The following is a 14,255-nucleotide window of genomic DNA, read 5'->3' on the forward strand; positions in this document are numbered from 1 at the left end:
CCGACAGTGCCGACCAGTGCAAACGTCACCGGCCGGCACTGTCGAGAGAGAACACTCTGCAGTTGTAGGAATCATGACAGGCTGGTATCCATGGGAACCGAACGCAGCTCAGCAGTGAAGTACGTCTCCGGTAGCGGTTCGCTCGGCGACCTCCCGTACGGGCGTCTCGAACGACTGATGGCGAAGGACCATTCCGACCTCAAGGGCGAACTCACCCGCGAGGGCATATGGAACATGGTGACCCTGATCTGCTGTGCGGCGGTCATCGGGGTGGTGCAGACCTGGGGACCCATGATGATCACCCCGGGACGTGCTCCGAGCGACAACGTTCCGATGAACAGCGGCCTCAGCGAAGTGCTCATGCCGCTGAGCCTGCTCCTCGGTGGAATCGGTCTGCTGATGATCGGCGTGACTTGGTGGAAGCAGGGCCGGCTGCGCAGGTACGAATTCGCTGTAGCGGCTCTTGTCTCCATCGTCTGCTGCGGTGCGACGGCCAGGTGGGCCCGCATGTCCGATGACGTCTCCCCGTTCGCATTCGTCGTGACCTGGATCGACATCGCGCTGGCCGGAATCGTACTGGTTCTCCTGGTCTTCGCCTCGCGCCGAGGGAACGCCCGGGTCGCCGGCTTCGAGCAACTTGGAGAGAAGATCCGCGCCCTGCCGGAGGTGCAGCAGGAGGCGATCCTCGCATCGCGGGACGAAGTGTTCGCCTGTGTGCTGAACCGGGATCCGGGGATGCGGGGAGAAATAGAGCAGGCCCGCAGACTACCGGTGGGCGATCTTTCGAAGGCCGAGCGGTTCTATGTGAAGAAGCACGGCTGGCCAACCGCAAGAGACTCGTGATCTCTCTTCACAGCTTGACTGCGGGCGATGATGGAACGGGTCGTCGGGTTTCATCACGACCGTGACCACCGCACGACCATTCCGCGTCATCTGAACGAACATCATGTCGTTCTCTGCTGGGGGAAGTTCTTGGGGAAAACCCTTATGAAACAAGCAAAGGCCCCGGAGGCGATGCGCCTCCGGGGCCTATCTGGTGGAGATGGGGGGACTCTGTGAGTCAGGCTTATCACCTGGGCAAACAGTCCCCCACGGCCCGTAAATGTCTCTGTGGCGTCTAAGTAGACAAACATAGAACAACAATGAGCCTAGCGCGGGTGGGCCGGTATCTCCACCACTCCCCCGCCCGGACGGCGAGCGCAGGGCTTCGCCGGTGCCCGGGACGGGGTGGGTGTTCAGGGCCGTCCGTCGCCTCGGATGGTGCGGGCCATGCTGCCGCCGTCGAGGGCGTAGACGGCGCTCGCGGTCCAGGGGCGACCCTTGACTGTGGGGGTGCGGTCGGCGTTGAGGTGGGCGGCGATCTTGGCGAACGATTGGCCGTTGGTGCGGGCTGTGACGATGCGGGCCACGATGTCGGGGGTGTAGGCCGGGGTGGTGGGCCAGCCGGTGGGGTCGGGGTCGGCTGGTGGGCGGTGTTGCGCGGCTTCGGACTTCAGCAGGCGGGCGACGGTGCCGTAATTCCAGGGGCGGCCCTTGACGGTGGGGATGCCCTCGGTGTTGAGGGTGTCAGCGATGGCTTGCAGGGTGGCCCCGTGTTCGCGCAGCTGGACAACGCGGGCGATGAGGGTGTCCGGGTACTGCTGGGGGCGTCCTAGTTTGTGGCCCTGGGCCTTCTTCGCCTGTAGGGCCGCGCGGGTGCGGACGCCGATCATGCGGCGTTCGTACTGGGATGCGGCGAGGATGCACCCGGCGACCATTTCCCCGGCGGGGCTGGTCATGTCCAAGCCCAGGTCCAGGGCGACAAGCTGCCAGCCTCGGCGGCGGGCCCGGTCGATCACCTGTCCGCCTTGGACGATGGATCGGCTGAGCCGGTCGAGCTTGGCGACGATGAGCACGTCCGCGGTGGTGGATTCCACGGTTGCGAGGGCGCGGGTGAGGCCCGGGCGGTCCAGGGTGGCCGATGATGCGCCGCCGGGTTCGGTGACGACTTCGACTAGCTCCCAGCCTTCGCGGGTGGTCTTGTCGGTGATGGCTGCCTGCTGGGCTTCGAGTCCAAGCCCTGAGGTGGCTTGTTCGTTCGTTGAGACGCGGGTGTAGCCGATTGCCCGGATGGTCATGGGTTGGTCCTTCTGCTCAGGTTGTGTGGCGGCCGCGGGCCTGTCGGGGTGGGTCCGCGGCCGCCGGGCGGGGTGGGGTCAGTGGGCGAACACGCCGGACTGCTCCAGCTGTTTCGCGTAGGCGTCGAGGGTGGCACGCAGCCCGTTGAACGCGGCTTGGTCCAGGTAGAACACGGCAGGGCTTTCGGAGTCTTTCATTTCTAGGGTGATGAACGGGGCCGGGGCTTCGGGGTTGCTGATGAACTGTGATGTGAACAGCGTGATGGACAGGTTAGTTGCGCTGGAGCTGCCGCCTGCATGGTTCGGGACCGTGGCCGCGGTGTCGAGTCCGTACCATTCGGATAATCCGGGCTCAGTCTGGCAGGTGTAGGTGTCGGTGGCCCATGCGGGGGTGTGTGTCGTGGTCATGATGGGTTGCTCCTTCGGTCGGGGTGGTCGGTTCGGTGAGGTGTCGGGGCTGGTCAGGCGTTGCCGTTGACCCAGGCTTCGAGGTCTGAGCGCCACACCCGCCATTGGCCCCCGACTCCGGTGGGTTGACGGGCGGCGATCACCTGCTGTTGGAACAGGCGTTGCAATGAGCGCTCAGAGAATTTCGTGTAGGGGGATGCCTCTTTGGTGGTCAGTAGTTCATCTGTCATAACCCCAGATTAGCTAATATGACCGTTTTAGTTAACCGATTCGGGGTGATCCGCCATGACTCCCAGCTGATTCCTAACCCGCAGGTCACACTCCACCCACCCGCACAGACCCGACTACCCGCCGGGCTGGGGATGGTACGCGCTCGCAGGACGGGGCCCTGCCAGGGTAGCTGCCAGCGAGGTTACCGGCGTCCATAAGCTGGCTGACCTGGGCAAACCCGGGGCCGGGTGTGGGCCGGACGGCGAGCGCAGCAGCTCCCCAGGATCAGGCGGGCAGTAGAGTCGAACGGCGGGGAGACCGATAAGCGCTCAAGGAGGTGGCCGGTGAACGAAACTGCCCTACTGCAGGACGCTCTACAGTTCGCGGCTGAGGCCGGACTGCAGGCGAGCATGTCGGCCGGGGCTGCTGTCATGGCGGGTGAGTTCGATGACGCACTGCTGTCGGTGGCCCACCAGATTGCGACCCAGGCCGGTCGTCCAATACCGCGTGAGCTTTCGGCCCGGCTTATCGCCTGGGCGCGGGACCTTGACGAACCGAAGGGGGTTATCAATGCTGTCATGGCTGAGGTGGTCAGCGCTGCAGCGTCGTCTCACGATGCGTGACAGCCGGGGTTGGTATTCTCGGTGGTGTCGGCAATGTTCCTTTCGGCGGGGTCTCTTCTTCGTCCCGTGGTGTTGCTGGTGTTGGTGTAGTGAGCGGTCTCGTCCCGGGTTGGTGGTTCTCCCCAGGGCGGGGCCGCTCCTCGCATTCACAAGGGGCGTGATGAGGTGTGGACTTCGACCGGATATTTCAGGCATTGCGCCGGGCGGTAGCCGCGCATGAGACTACGGGGGCGGCGGGCCCGGTCGGCGGGTACATGTGGCCGTTGATGGCCGATGAGCACGGGATCATGGTCACCACCTCGGACAGGCAGGGCCGTCCGGTGGGGCCCGCCTATTGGGTGCCCGATGATGAGTCAGACGACGTGCTCAGCTTCGCACGTGCCGCGCTGGGGAGGCCGTCTCCGCGGGCGTGGGTGTGGACGATGGCCACGGCTCCATCCCGGGTGAGCCTGCTAGGCCGGTTCCCCGACCTGTCGGGCAAGCGGCGGCGGCGCTAATCCGTGACGACGATGCCGGTGTCCTCGGACCACTTCACGGGCGATTCCCACGGCCACCATTGCCTCGCGGCCGGATCGTTGAGGTTGGGGCCCGGACAGCTGGACACGGTGTAGACGGGGCTGCCGTCCTTGGGCACGCAGTAGGTGTAGCCACCGTCGGGCACGTCGAGGTCTGCCAGCCGGGCGACGGGCGGGAACACGGCTACCGGGGGCAGGGGCATGAACTGCCAGGCCGTGGCCGTTTCCCCGGTCAGGGCAACCGCGCCCGGCTGGTCCCAGGTCCGGGCGAGGGCGGCCATGACGGCGGCGGCGTCCACAGCAGTCACCCCCGCGGTGGTCATTGCAGGACTTCCCGCAGGGCTTCAACGGCCCCGGCCAGATGCGCCCGATGCACGTTGTCCGCCTCCAGCTCCCCTGAGTCAATGGCCGCAATCGTCGCCTCAAGGGTGGCGATGGCCTCGGCAATCTGCCGTCTCGTCTTCATAGTCATCCATCCTCTCAAACCCGCCGGGCACCCTACCGGCGAGCGCAGGGGCTCCGCCGGTGCCCCAGAAGTCGGGCCGCGGGGGCCCGGCTGCGCTCGCAGTCCTAGTCCTCGTCCTCGTCGTCAAACGCGCCTGCAGGTGGCGACTGGCGGCCGGGCCTCATCCCGCCGTCTTCTTCACTGTCGATGCCGAACGATGCAAGCAGGCTTTCAGATGCACTGGGCGCGGGATAGGGTTCCCGCTGTGCCGCAGTGCGGAAGTACGTTCCATCCCCATACAGGGCCAGCTGGCGGCGCATGAGGGCGTCGCACATCTTGGCGGCGTCCACGTCGCCAGCGGCGGCCATGCCCAGCATTCCGCCGGGGTTGTCACTGCCCCCGGTGAGGATCATTTCTATGCGGGCTGCGGTGAGGTCTTTCACCTCGGACTTCATGACGACGTTGGACCGCTCGAAATGCCGTTCGGCGGCCTTGTACGCGGCCGAACGGTCGTTGTAGCCCAGTGCCTCGGCGATCTGGGTATAGGTGCGGCCCTGAATGCGCAGGGCGGCGGCCTCGGCGTCTCGTTCCCGGTCGGGGTGTCCCATGAGTGTCCTTCCACGCGCGGATATTGTTTCCCCACTATGCGTTTCCCGTTGCCCTCCCACGGGGATTCCACGCGTTTCCGTCAAGGTCGGCTTCGGGGTCGGGGTCAAGGTCGGCTTCGGGGTCGGATTTCCCGATGGGTGCGGATTTCCGTTGCGACGTTCGTGGGGCCCACCTTCACGAGATCCCGTGATGTTTCCGCCCGGGGGTGTTCTCGGGGCGAGTGATGGTGCGGCCGTGGGTCCGTCTGGCATGGCACTTGCCATAGCTGACGTCATGGCAGGTGCCATTCCGGGCGGGGCCGGGGCTCTTCGCGTGCCGTGGGGAATGCCCGGGAGTGCCTGCCGTCTGCTCGGGCCCGGGTGCCGGGGTGGGCTTGCACGCCGGTCATAGGGGCGCGTGAGCCGCGTTTTGGCCCGATTCCAGCCGTTCCGGGCGCTGCTGCGGGGTACAGCTGCCCCTAACGGGGTCCGCGTGCATGGCATGGTCGGGCGCGCTGGGGGCATTGGTGACCGGCCCCTTTTCGGTGGCAACACCGAAAACCCTGGTGCCCGTTCGTAGTCGGAGCTGTGACCCCGACGGCGAGCGCGGGGGCTTCGCCGGTGCTCGGCCCCTGCCGGTGGGCGATTCATGGGCGGCCATGCACCGGGGCCGGGCTGTCATTGCTCTAGGCGGGCCCGTGGGCGTGCGTCAGTGGCCTATCAGACCTCCAGATGGGCGCGGGCCTGTCCCTCTTCCTGCCGGGCCCGCCTAGCCGCGATACCGGGCGGGGCTGGGGAGGGTACGCGCTCGCAGTCCAGCCGGTAGAGCGATGTCCGGGGCTACAGGCCGGGGTCGTCTTCCGGGCGGGTCAGCAATCCGCCGTCGTACAGCCCGGCCAGCACCTCGGCCACCGGTTCGGGGCTGTCCAGGGCCCGGCGCACGGCCGCGGAAACCGTCTCGGCGTCGTAGACGGACAGGGCGGGGCCTCCCAGGCACAGGGACCCCCGGCCACCGCACACGGGACATTGCAGGTTGAGCAGCTGGTGGTCACTGGTCGCGCAGCGCGGGCACAGCATCCACGTGAGGAACACGGGCCGCGGTCGGGGATGCGTCATGGGCTCCATCCTGCACCGGCCGCCTTTACTCTGACTTCGGGGGCCGCCCGCCGTGGCCCGGCCGCCCGGCATTCCACCGGTCGATGGTCTCCGGGAGCCACCCCCGCGCCCGCCCGATCTTCGCATCCGGCTCCGGAAGGGTGTTGCGGGGGAGGCTGGAGGCGGCGGACAAGCCTAGGCGCTTGGCGACCTCTTCAGCGCTGAGGAATACCTGCATCATCGGTGGTCCTTGCGTTCCGCGTTGGCTGCGCGGATCGACGCTATGGCCGTGACGATGGCCCCCGCGGCAAAGACGACCTTGAGGGCCGTGTGGTCCGCGGTTGTGCAGGCGATTGCCAGGGTGCAGGTGATTGCGGCTAGTGCTGCTGGTTTCAGGCTGTTCATTGCTCGCTCCTTCAGGGTCACTTCTTCGGCACCAGAATGAGCGCGGCAACGTCCGTTGCGATGACCAGGCCCATGAGTGAGATCAACCAGTCAGGCCCGCCTTGCACTGCGGTCAGAACAGCGGCTATGCCAGCAATGGGAATGCCAGTGGCGATGATGAGGCGACGGTTCACGGCTGGTCTCCTTCAGTCGGTGGTTCTCCCCTCCATCATCCCAGACCAGCCGGGCTTGTGCGCCGGTATCTCAGTTGGTCGGGCGCGCTGGTCTCAGGCGCATTGCTGCGAGCGCTCGCAGCAATGACCGGTAACGGGAATTTCCCACCACGGCGAGGCCAAAGCGAGTCCACTGGATTGGGAGACGTAGAGACCACGAACGATAGACAGATGGGGGTGTGGCGGTGGCTGAAACAGTCCAGTTCACAATTGACCTGCGCGATCAGATGAGCGCGAAAATCCGTCAGGTTACGAGCGCACTGGATGGAGCCACCGCCGCCACGGAGGACGTTGCGAAGGCGTCCGATGAAAAGAATTTCGGGTTTGACGGGGCTGCGAAGTCTGCGGGGAACTTCCAGGCCGCCCTAGACCGGGTGAATGGGGCCGGAAGGATGTCAGGGGCTACCGCGGGGGCGTTGTCCACAGCGATTGATCGGGTGGGTAGCAGCGGGCGAACTGCAGCAGCCGGGACCGGGGCCATGCAACAGGCTGTGGACCGTGCGGGCTCCACCGCTTCTACGGCCAAGGGCAAGCTCAGCACGATGTTCGATGGTGTGAAGTCGGGTGCGAAGTCCGCGCGGGGTGCGTTCGCGTCCACGATGCGCGCGATGGGAAAAAGTGCGACCACGCAGGCGTCGAAGATCAAGACGAGCCTGAAGGACGCCCTGAACATCGGTTCTGTAGCCGGTGTCGCCTCCAGCCTCACCGGTTCCCTGACTTCCTCCGTCGGCGGCTTGGCCAAGGAAGCTATGGGTGCATCCGATGCAACGTTCAAATTCCAGAAGACAATGAGCTTCGCCGGGCTGAAGACGGACGCAATCGACAAGGCCCGGAAGACCGCTCAGGTGTACGCGGACGAGACCGTGTACGACCTGCCCACGATCCAGAACATGATTGCTCAGCTGTCCTCCAACGGTGTCGCAGACTATGAGGGCCTGACGAAGGCCGCTGGCAACCTGAACGCCGTCGCGGGCGGCAACGCGGACACGTTCAAGTCAGTGGCAATGGTGATGACGCAGACCGCGGGCGCGGGGAAGCTGACGACGGAGAACTGGAATCAGATGTCCGACGCTATCCCGGGCGCGGCTGGGCCGCTGATGGAGGCGCTGAAGAAGTCGGGGGCCTACACGGGGAACTTCCGTGAGGCGATGGAGAAAGGCAAGATTTCATCCACTGAGTTCAACAAGGCCCTGACCACGCTGGGTACGAAGCCGGTAGCGGTAGAGGCCGCGAAGTCAACGGAGACGTTCGAGGGCGCTGTGGGCAACATGCAAGCCTCCGCCGTCGGCGGGTTCACGGACATGATTGACAAGCTGAAGCCGCAGCTGACCCAGGTGATTACGACCATTGGCAACGGCATCCAGCAGGCATTCACAGTCGTCACGCCGATCCTGGATAAGGTCATCGGTTCATTCCAGACTTGGGGGCCGATCCTCGGCACTGTCGTAGGGGCCGTAGTCGCGTACAAGACGGCCATGCTCGGAGTAGCCGCGGTAACTGGCACATGGAACGCGATCATGAAGATAGCGAAGGGCATACAGATAGCGTGGACGGGCGTTCAGTGGGCGCTGAACGCGGCAATGAACGCAAACCCGGTCGGGTTGATCATCATCGCCATTGCGGCGCTGGTTGGCGCGTTCGTCCTCATGTACAACAAGGTCGGATGGTTCCGCGATTTCATCAACGGAGTCTGGTCCGGGATCAAGAATGCGGCGGCCGCGGTCGTCGGCTGGTTCCAGACCAGCGTTGTCCCGGTATTTCAGGCGGTCTGGGATGGGATCGTTGCGGCGGCGTCTTGGGCGTACAACAACATTCTGAAGCCGATTTTCAATGCTCTGCAGATTGCTTTCCTGGTTGTGGCAACCGCAATCGGCCTGTATTGGAAGGTCGTATTGAAGCCGGTCTTCACGGCGATATCCACGGTGGCGCAATGGCTATGGAACACCGTCCTGAAGCCCGTTTTCGGATGGATTCAGAACGGCTGGAACTTCCTCGTGAACGGCATCAAACTGCTATGGGAGTCTGTCCTCCGCCCGGCGCTCAACGCTGTCGGCACGTTTGCCATGTGGCTGTGGACCAATGCGATCAAGCCTGCTTGGAACGGCATCAAGGCCGGGTGGACGTGGATGGTCAACGGCATCAAGGCGGCCTGGAACAACCTGCTGAAGCCCGCCCTGTCCGCGGTCGGCACCGCCGTGAAGTTCCTGAAAGACAGCGTGTGGACGCCAACCGTCAACGGGATCAGGAAAGCCTGGGACCTCATGGCGGGCGGAATCCGCACGGTCAAGACCAACATCATTGATCCCGTCTTCGAGGGGATCAAGAAGGCCGTCCACGCGGTGAAGCGGGCGTTCGAGATTGCGAAAGACGGCATTGCGACGGCCTGGGGCAAGCTGAAGGAGATCACCCGGAAGCCCGTCGAGTTCATCGTCAACACGGTCTACACGAACGGTATCCGGAAGGTCTGGAATGGCATCGCGGGCGCGGTGGGCATGAAAGACAAGCAGCTGCCTGAAGTGAAGTTCGCTGACGGTGGCGTTATGCCCGGGTACACGCCCGGGAAGGACGTGCACCACTTCTACTCCCCCACCGCGGGCGGCCTGCACCTGTCCGGCGGCGAGGCGATCATGCGGCCGGAGTTCACCCGCGCAGTCGGCGGTCCGGTCGGTATCGCGCAAATGAACATGGCGGCCAGGCAGGGCGGGAGCCGCGGCCTGGCGAACTATCTGAAGTTCGGAGGGGAGTCCTCCAGCGCGTTTGCGGATGGTGGCGTGTGGGCGGCGGCCGGGAAGAACGGCGGCGCACTGCCGTCGGCTGTGTCCCGCGCGCAGGCGTGGGCGCGGTCCCAGGTCGGTAAGCCGTACATCTGGGGCGGTACGGGCCCGGCCGGGTATGACTGCTCCGGGTTCATGTCCGCGATCACGAACGTGCTCACCGGCCGGTCTCCGTACGGTCGCCTGTTCGCTACGGGGTCGTTCAGCCGCGGCCGGGGCGCGGCCGGTTTCCAGCCGGGCTTGCAGGGGTCTGCGTTCTCCATTGGCGTGTCTCCCAACACCGGGTCGGGTATCGGTCACACGGCGGGCACGCTGGGCGGCATGAACGTGGAGTCGTATGGCCACCACGGCCCGGCCACTGGCAGCGGGGCCCGCGGTGCCGACGACGGGCTGTTCCCGTGGAAGTTCCACCTGCCCACCGTGGGCGGGCAGTTCGTGTCCGGTGGCGGCCGGACTGGAGGCGGCGGCGGAGGTTCCCTCATCAACCTGGCCCCGCTGACGAACCTGATCAAGAAGCTGGCGAAGATCCCGAAAGCGGGCGGCTGGTCGGACATGATCAGTGGCGCGGTGAAGGGCATGATCAACAAGCTGGTGTCCGTGGCCACGCCGTTCGGTGGTGGTGGCGCTATCGCTGAGACGGCTTCCAAGTGGGTGTCTGCGGGTAAGGCTATGGCGGTACGCGCCAAGGGCATCGCGTGGGCGCTCTCGCAGGGTTGGGGCCCGGCTGAGGTCAAGGACATGGACTGGATTATCCAGCGGGAGTCCGGGTGGAATAACAAGTCCACGGGTGGCACGTCGTCCGCGACGGGCCTGCCGCAGTTCCTCACGATGCAGTGTGATGAGCAGGGGTTCGCGGCCCCGCTGTCGCAGTACAGCATGGAGTTCCAGCTCCAGGCGATGAAGCGGTATGTGGACGGCCGTTTCGGGAACTTCGCGTCTGCCAAGAAGTTCTGGCAGTCGCACCACTGGTACGACCAGGGCGGCGTGATTCCGACGAGCCTGGGCGTGTACGACAACGGCGGGCCCCTCCCGGCTGGCGGTGCCGCGGTGAACCTGTCGTCGTCGTCGGAGTACGTGCTGACGGGCCCGCAGTCGGACCTCCTCACGGCTGGGCTACGGCAGATGCAGGCGGCCCCCGCCGGGGCTGGCGGAACAACGTTGACTATCGAAACCCTCAACGTCACCGTGGGCGACGTGTACGGCGTAGACGACCTGCACACCCAGATTGAAGACGGTCTAGAAGAGTCCCTTGAACGGATTCTGAGGGAATGGGAAGAACGCCGCTAACACGACGCACACCGCGAGCGCAGGGCGTCTGGTGATAGGCAACAGGCCCCGTCCGGAACTGATCCGGGCGGGGCCCTTCTACGCGTCTATGGTCAGCTGTTGAACAGGGCGTGAGGCCGTTCGCTCATGCTGTCGGCGCTGGTGTTGATGTCCAAGACCACAGGCTTCGCCTTGTCCAGATCGGGGGCGCAGAAGCCGATAATGCGGCTGGTCTTAGCCCCCGGCTTGATCGTCGGAAGGTCTTGGAATGCTTTCAGGTCGGCCTTGCCGTTGTCGTCCTTGTAGTCGTAGGCGTATGACCCGGACAGGGTGTCGCCGTTCGTGTCCGTGTACGCCATTTCCGCGATGGCTTCATCTTCCGGCTTGAAATCGGTTTGGCTGCCGTTCTGGAAGGCGACCTTGTACAGGTACACGGCATCACCGGCATGGCAGCTGCCTGACGTTCCCTGTTCGGACAGCTTGGCTGTGCCCGCTTCGGTTGCGGTCACGGCGAGTCCATCGGGAAGGGTGGCTGTCTGGCCAAGCTTCATGAGGCCGGGGTCTCCGTCGCCTTCGGGGTCAGCCGCGGTGGCTTCGGCCTGTTCGGCGGTGTGGGCGGCTTCGGGGGCGGCGGCGTCACCGGTCGATGGCCCTGCGCTGCTGCTGCAGGCGGTCAGGGTGAGGGCCAGAGCTGCCAGGGCGGGGACGGCCACGGACGTGAGCTTCATGGGGGTGGTTCTCCTTCAATGGTGCGGGTCAGGGCTGGGGTGCCCCGGAACGGTTATACCCGAACCGCGCGGCCCGGCTGGTCGCCGTCTCATTTCTCCGGCTTCCGGCATCTCACCACGGTTGCGGCCGCGTCTGCGCAACGCGTCTAGGACGGGCCAGAATCCCGCCGATGGCCGATCACCCATCCACCAGCCGATTAGGCCGCCTGTACGCGCACCAGACACCCGGACGGGGCACCCGCGCGGGAGGCGAGCGCTCGCAGTCCACCCCAGAGACGACGATGGGCCCGGTCCCGGTGGCTATTCCACCTTGAACCGAACCCGCGGGCCTACCTGCCCAAGATTCTCGTTACCGCCCTGTCCGCCGGATCAGCCACCGTGCCAGGCACGCCACCAACTCGGCCAGCACCGGCCGCTTCACTCCAGTGTTCCCGGCGTGGCTGCGGTCGTGTCGTCGGGCCTGCTGGACTCGGCCAGCTCCAGGGCGACCAGTGCCGCCCGGGCCCGCTCCTCGGACGCATACCCGCGTGCCACGGTCTCCGTCGTGTAGTCGGTGCCCTCCTCGTCGGTGCTTTCAGCCCGCCACCGGACCACGCACCACTCAGTTGCGCTCCACATGGTCACGAACAGTTTGCCGTCCGTGATCTGCTCCTCTTCTGACTCCGCGGCCGGGGTGGGGCCGGTCAGCCGGGGTGCCCATTCCTCGGCCCGCAGCATGTCCCGTTCCCGCGATACCGCCGTGACGCCCAACCCGTCGAGCTGGTCAGCCACCGCGACCACCTGGTCAGCGAACGCCCGGAACGACGACGGCGTGAACACGGCCGTCCAGTCGTCGAACTGCCCATTGTCGAACTGCACACCCGTCACGGACACGAACGCCTGCGTGCCCTCAGCGCCGGGTTCCCCGTCGTGCCAGACCGTCACCTCGGATTGGACACACCCGTGGTTCACGGACGCGTTCACCGGGTGCATATCCACACTCGCAATTTCTTCCACCAGCGCCGGCCGATCTGCCGCCATTTCATTCACCTGGTCCTCTTTCATAGTCAACTCACATTCCTTTCATCGTTCACTGTCGTACATTGCCGCGTGATATTCCCACGACCACGACGGACCACTATCAATCGCCGGGGCCGCAATCTCCGCTCCTTCCGCTTCGCCGGGCGAACCGCTCAACCCCTCCTCATAGACCGCCACCTGAGCCACGATGTCCTCCAGCGACGGACCAGCAGCCGGGGCCGCCGATTCGTCACGCGCGCATTCATAGCTAGATTCATTCACCGCTGAGTTGGTAGGTGCCAGCCCTTCATTCACTTCATTAGTGGTATGTCGTACATACCCCGGTCGTGTATGTACGTCATACCCTGGTTCAGGGGGTACCGCGGTATGACGTACTACCCCGGTTGCCTCACTCTCAACCGCGGTATGACGTGGCACCTTGGTTGATGCAAGGAACTCGGCCCGCCGCCTCTGCTCGGACGGTGAAAGCTGATTCCACTCGAACCCGTCCGGCAACGGCTGGGCTGTCGTTCCCGGGTGAACTTCATACACATTGTTCACGTTCTTCTTACCGGAATTGTGCTCATGGACAGTCACCAATCTCTGCTCATCTAGCCGCTTGATGGATCGGCTGATCTTACTTTTCGAGTGGGGCGAAATTCCCACATCCTCGGTCAGCAGAATCAATGACGGCCAGCACGTATTACCTTTGTTCTCATTGGCACGCATGGCTAGGGCCCGTAAGACTTTCCGGTCTATCCGCCGATTACCTTTCCAGCCGTACAGGCGAACCTTGTTCGCCCACTCCAGGTTCCCCAGGCCCACATCATGCCGCCGGGGTGACGGCCGGAGCCGCGGGGCCTTCGCCGCTGAGGTCCAGGGCCTTCAGCTTCTCCGTGCCCCGCAGCAGCTCGATCAGCTTCATGCGGCCGTCTGGAATTCGGTGCTTGATCACCTTTTCCGTCTTCACCACAAGGCCTTCACCCATCAGGTGACGGGTGAGACTGCCGTAGTGGTTCGGCACCTCCAGGCCACCGAACGATGCACAGATTGATCGGGCGGTGAAGTCCTCTCCCCTGAGGGTGAGGCGCTGGGCTTCACGCTTCGCAAGGTGCAGCTCCCTCGGGTCGAGGTGGCTTCCTGCCGCCTTCACGGGGGCGTCGAACAGGCTGCCCGGCTGGCCCGCTTCAGCTGCCTTGGCCGCGGCCTCGGGGGTGAGGTCGAGCGGTGGGCGCGGGGTCGGGGTCTGGTCGGCGTGAGTGTCGGTGCTGTTGGTGTTGTCGTCCGTCATGCCGATCACGCCCAATCCTTCGCGCTGGGCATGTAGTCGGTCAGCAGGCGGTCAATCTCAGTGCGGGGAACGCGGATTGCGCGCTTGCCGATGCGTACTGCGCGGATGTGGCCCTCATGGATGAGTTCCCTACAGGTGTAGGCGCTGAGTCCGAGTATTTCGGCGGCGTCGTTGACACTCAGGGCTTCGGGCTTGGTTGTCTCGTCGGTCTTTGAGACCATGTTGGTGACCTCCTAAGGGTCGTCTGCCCGGCCACCAGGGCCTCACTCCGCCAAGATTGATAACCCTGGTGACCGGGTGCTTTCGCTTACAGCACCCATCTTGAGGCAAAAACAGCAGCGATAGCAAGTAGACACTTGCCAAATGCGTTTAGTTATAGTATAACAAACCGCACGCCTACTCTGACCTGGGCAAATGCTTCCCTACAGGTGTATTTCAGGCGCTGAAAGTGGAGATTCTTAAACGCAAAACACGTGCATCTAAGCAATTTCACACACATTTGACATAAAACTCCATGCCTTACCACTTTTGGCTCATACTCCCCCATCACGGCACGTTCCCAGCGCTCGCAGGCACGCCA

18 protein-coding genes are annotated in these 14,255 nt (G+C 64.7%); 4 read left to right on the forward strand and 14 right to left on the reverse strand.

Going from position 1 to position 14,255, the window contains the following annotated elements:
- The first annotated feature begins 90 nt into the window (after positions 1–90).
- A complete protein-coding gene (locus NQ036_RS03445; RefSeq protein ID WP_257057127.1) occupies positions 91–843 on the forward strand; it encodes a hypothetical protein in 753 nt (250 codons plus the stop codon).
- A gap of 392 nt (positions 844–1,235) precedes the next feature.
- Here NQ036_RS03445 and NQ036_RS03450 read toward each other — a convergent pair whose 3' ends face one another.
- The 3 genes from NQ036_RS03450 to NQ036_RS03460 form a co-directional block, all read right to left on the reverse strand.
- Positions 1,236–2,117: a recombinase family protein gene (locus NQ036_RS03450; protein WP_257057128.1), complete on the reverse strand. Its 882-nt coding sequence runs from the start codon at positions 2,115–2,117 to the stop codon at positions 1,236–1,238.
- 78 nt (positions 2,118–2,195) lie between these two features.
- Positions 2,196–2,525, reverse strand: a complete 330-nt coding sequence (locus tag NQ036_RS03455) for a hypothetical protein (RefSeq protein WP_257057129.1) — start codon at positions 2,523–2,525, stop codon at positions 2,196–2,198.
- 53 nt (positions 2,526–2,578) lie between these two features.
- On the reverse strand, positions 2,579–2,755 hold the full coding sequence (locus NQ036_RS03460) for a helix-turn-helix domain-containing protein (protein ID WP_257057130.1): 177 nt from the start codon (positions 2,753–2,755) through the stop codon (positions 2,579–2,581).
- A gap of 324 nt (positions 2,756–3,079) precedes the next feature.
- On the opposite strand from NQ036_RS03460, the gene NQ036_RS03465 reads away from it, so the two are divergent.
- Together NQ036_RS03465 and NQ036_RS03470 are read left to right on the forward strand one after the other, a co-directional pair.
- Complete coding sequence (locus NQ036_RS03465; protein ID WP_257057131.1) at positions 3,080–3,358, forward strand: hypothetical protein; 279 nt, start codon at positions 3,080–3,082, stop codon at positions 3,356–3,358.
- Positions 3,359–3,525: 167 nt separating this feature from the next.
- A complete protein-coding gene (locus NQ036_RS03470) occupies positions 3,526–3,855 on the forward strand; it encodes a hypothetical protein (protein WP_257057132.1) in 330 nt (109 codons plus the stop codon).
- Here NQ036_RS03470 and NQ036_RS03475 read toward each other — a convergent pair.
- The 6 genes from NQ036_RS03475 to NQ036_RS03500 form a co-directional block, all read right to left on the reverse strand.
- Positions 3,852–4,196 carry a hypothetical protein gene (locus NQ036_RS03475; RefSeq protein WP_257057133.1) on the reverse strand — a complete coding sequence of 115 codons (345 nt, stop codon included), beginning with the start codon at positions 4,194–4,196 and terminating at the stop codon, positions 3,852–3,854. The genes NQ036_RS03470 and NQ036_RS03475 overlap by 4 nt on opposite strands.
- Positions 4,193–4,345, reverse strand: coding sequence for a hypothetical protein (locus NQ036_RS03480; RefSeq protein ID WP_257057134.1), 153 nt, complete (start codon positions 4,343–4,345; stop codon positions 4,193–4,195). The genes NQ036_RS03475 and NQ036_RS03480 overlap by 4 nt, the downstream gene beginning before the upstream one ends.
- Before the next feature lie 98 nt (positions 4,346–4,443).
- On the reverse strand, positions 4,444–4,926 hold the full coding sequence (locus NQ036_RS03485) for a hypothetical protein (protein WP_257057136.1): 483 nt from the start codon (positions 4,924–4,926) through the stop codon (positions 4,444–4,446).
- Between the two features lie 819 nt (positions 4,927–5,745).
- The gene (locus tag NQ036_RS03490; protein ID WP_257057138.1) at positions 5,746–6,021 is read right to left on the reverse strand and encodes a hypothetical protein; all 276 of its coding nucleotides are present in this window, start codon (positions 6,019–6,021) and stop codon (positions 5,746–5,748) included.
- Between the two features lie 216 nt (positions 6,022–6,237).
- A complete protein-coding gene (locus NQ036_RS03495) occupies positions 6,238–6,405 on the reverse strand; it encodes a hypothetical protein (protein ID WP_257057139.1) in 168 nt (55 codons plus the stop codon).
- A gap of 17 nt (positions 6,406–6,422) precedes the next feature.
- On the reverse strand, positions 6,423–6,578 hold the full coding sequence (locus NQ036_RS03500) for a hypothetical protein (RefSeq protein WP_257057140.1): 156 nt from the start codon (positions 6,576–6,578) through the stop codon (positions 6,423–6,425).
- 224 nt (positions 6,579–6,802) lie between these two features.
- On the opposite strand from NQ036_RS03500, the gene NQ036_RS03505 reads away from it, so the two are divergent.
- Positions 6,803–10,678: a tape measure protein gene (locus NQ036_RS03505; protein WP_257057141.1), complete on the forward strand. Its 3,876-nt coding sequence runs from the start codon at positions 6,803–6,805 to the stop codon at positions 10,676–10,678.
- Between the two features lie 92 nt (positions 10,679–10,770).
- Here NQ036_RS03505 and NQ036_RS03510 read toward each other — a convergent pair whose 3' ends face one another.
- From NQ036_RS03510 to NQ036_RS03530, 5 genes are all read right to left on the reverse strand, one after another.
- A complete protein-coding gene (locus tag NQ036_RS03510) occupies positions 10,771–11,385 on the reverse strand; it encodes a hypothetical protein (RefSeq protein ID WP_257057142.1) in 615 nt (204 codons plus the stop codon).
- A gap of 417 nt (positions 11,386–11,802) precedes the next feature.
- Positions 11,803–12,348 carry a hypothetical protein gene (locus NQ036_RS03515; protein WP_257057143.1) on the reverse strand — a complete coding sequence of 182 codons (546 nt, stop codon included), beginning with the start codon at positions 12,346–12,348 and terminating at the stop codon, positions 11,803–11,805.
- Between the two features lie 99 nt (positions 12,349–12,447).
- Positions 12,448–13,113, reverse strand: a complete 666-nt coding sequence (locus tag NQ036_RS03520) for a hypothetical protein (RefSeq protein ID WP_257057144.1) — start codon at positions 13,111–13,113, stop codon at positions 12,448–12,450.
- A gap of 97 nt (positions 13,114–13,210) precedes the next feature.
- Positions 13,211–13,684: a hypothetical protein gene (locus tag NQ036_RS03525; protein ID WP_257057145.1), complete on the reverse strand. Its 474-nt coding sequence runs from the start codon at positions 13,682–13,684 to the stop codon at positions 13,211–13,213.
- Positions 13,681–13,896, reverse strand: coding sequence for a helix-turn-helix domain-containing protein (locus NQ036_RS03530; protein ID WP_257057146.1), 216 nt, complete (start codon positions 13,894–13,896; stop codon positions 13,681–13,683). The genes NQ036_RS03525 and NQ036_RS03530 overlap by 4 nt, the downstream gene beginning before the upstream one ends.
- Positions 13,897–14,255 lie beyond the last annotated feature (359 nt).

The sequence above is a fragment of the Brevibacterium sp. 91QC2O2 genome, from assembly GCF_024580695.1.
Classification (GTDB): Bacteria; Actinomycetota; Actinomycetes; order Actinomycetales; family Brevibacteriaceae; genus Brevibacterium; species Brevibacterium moorei.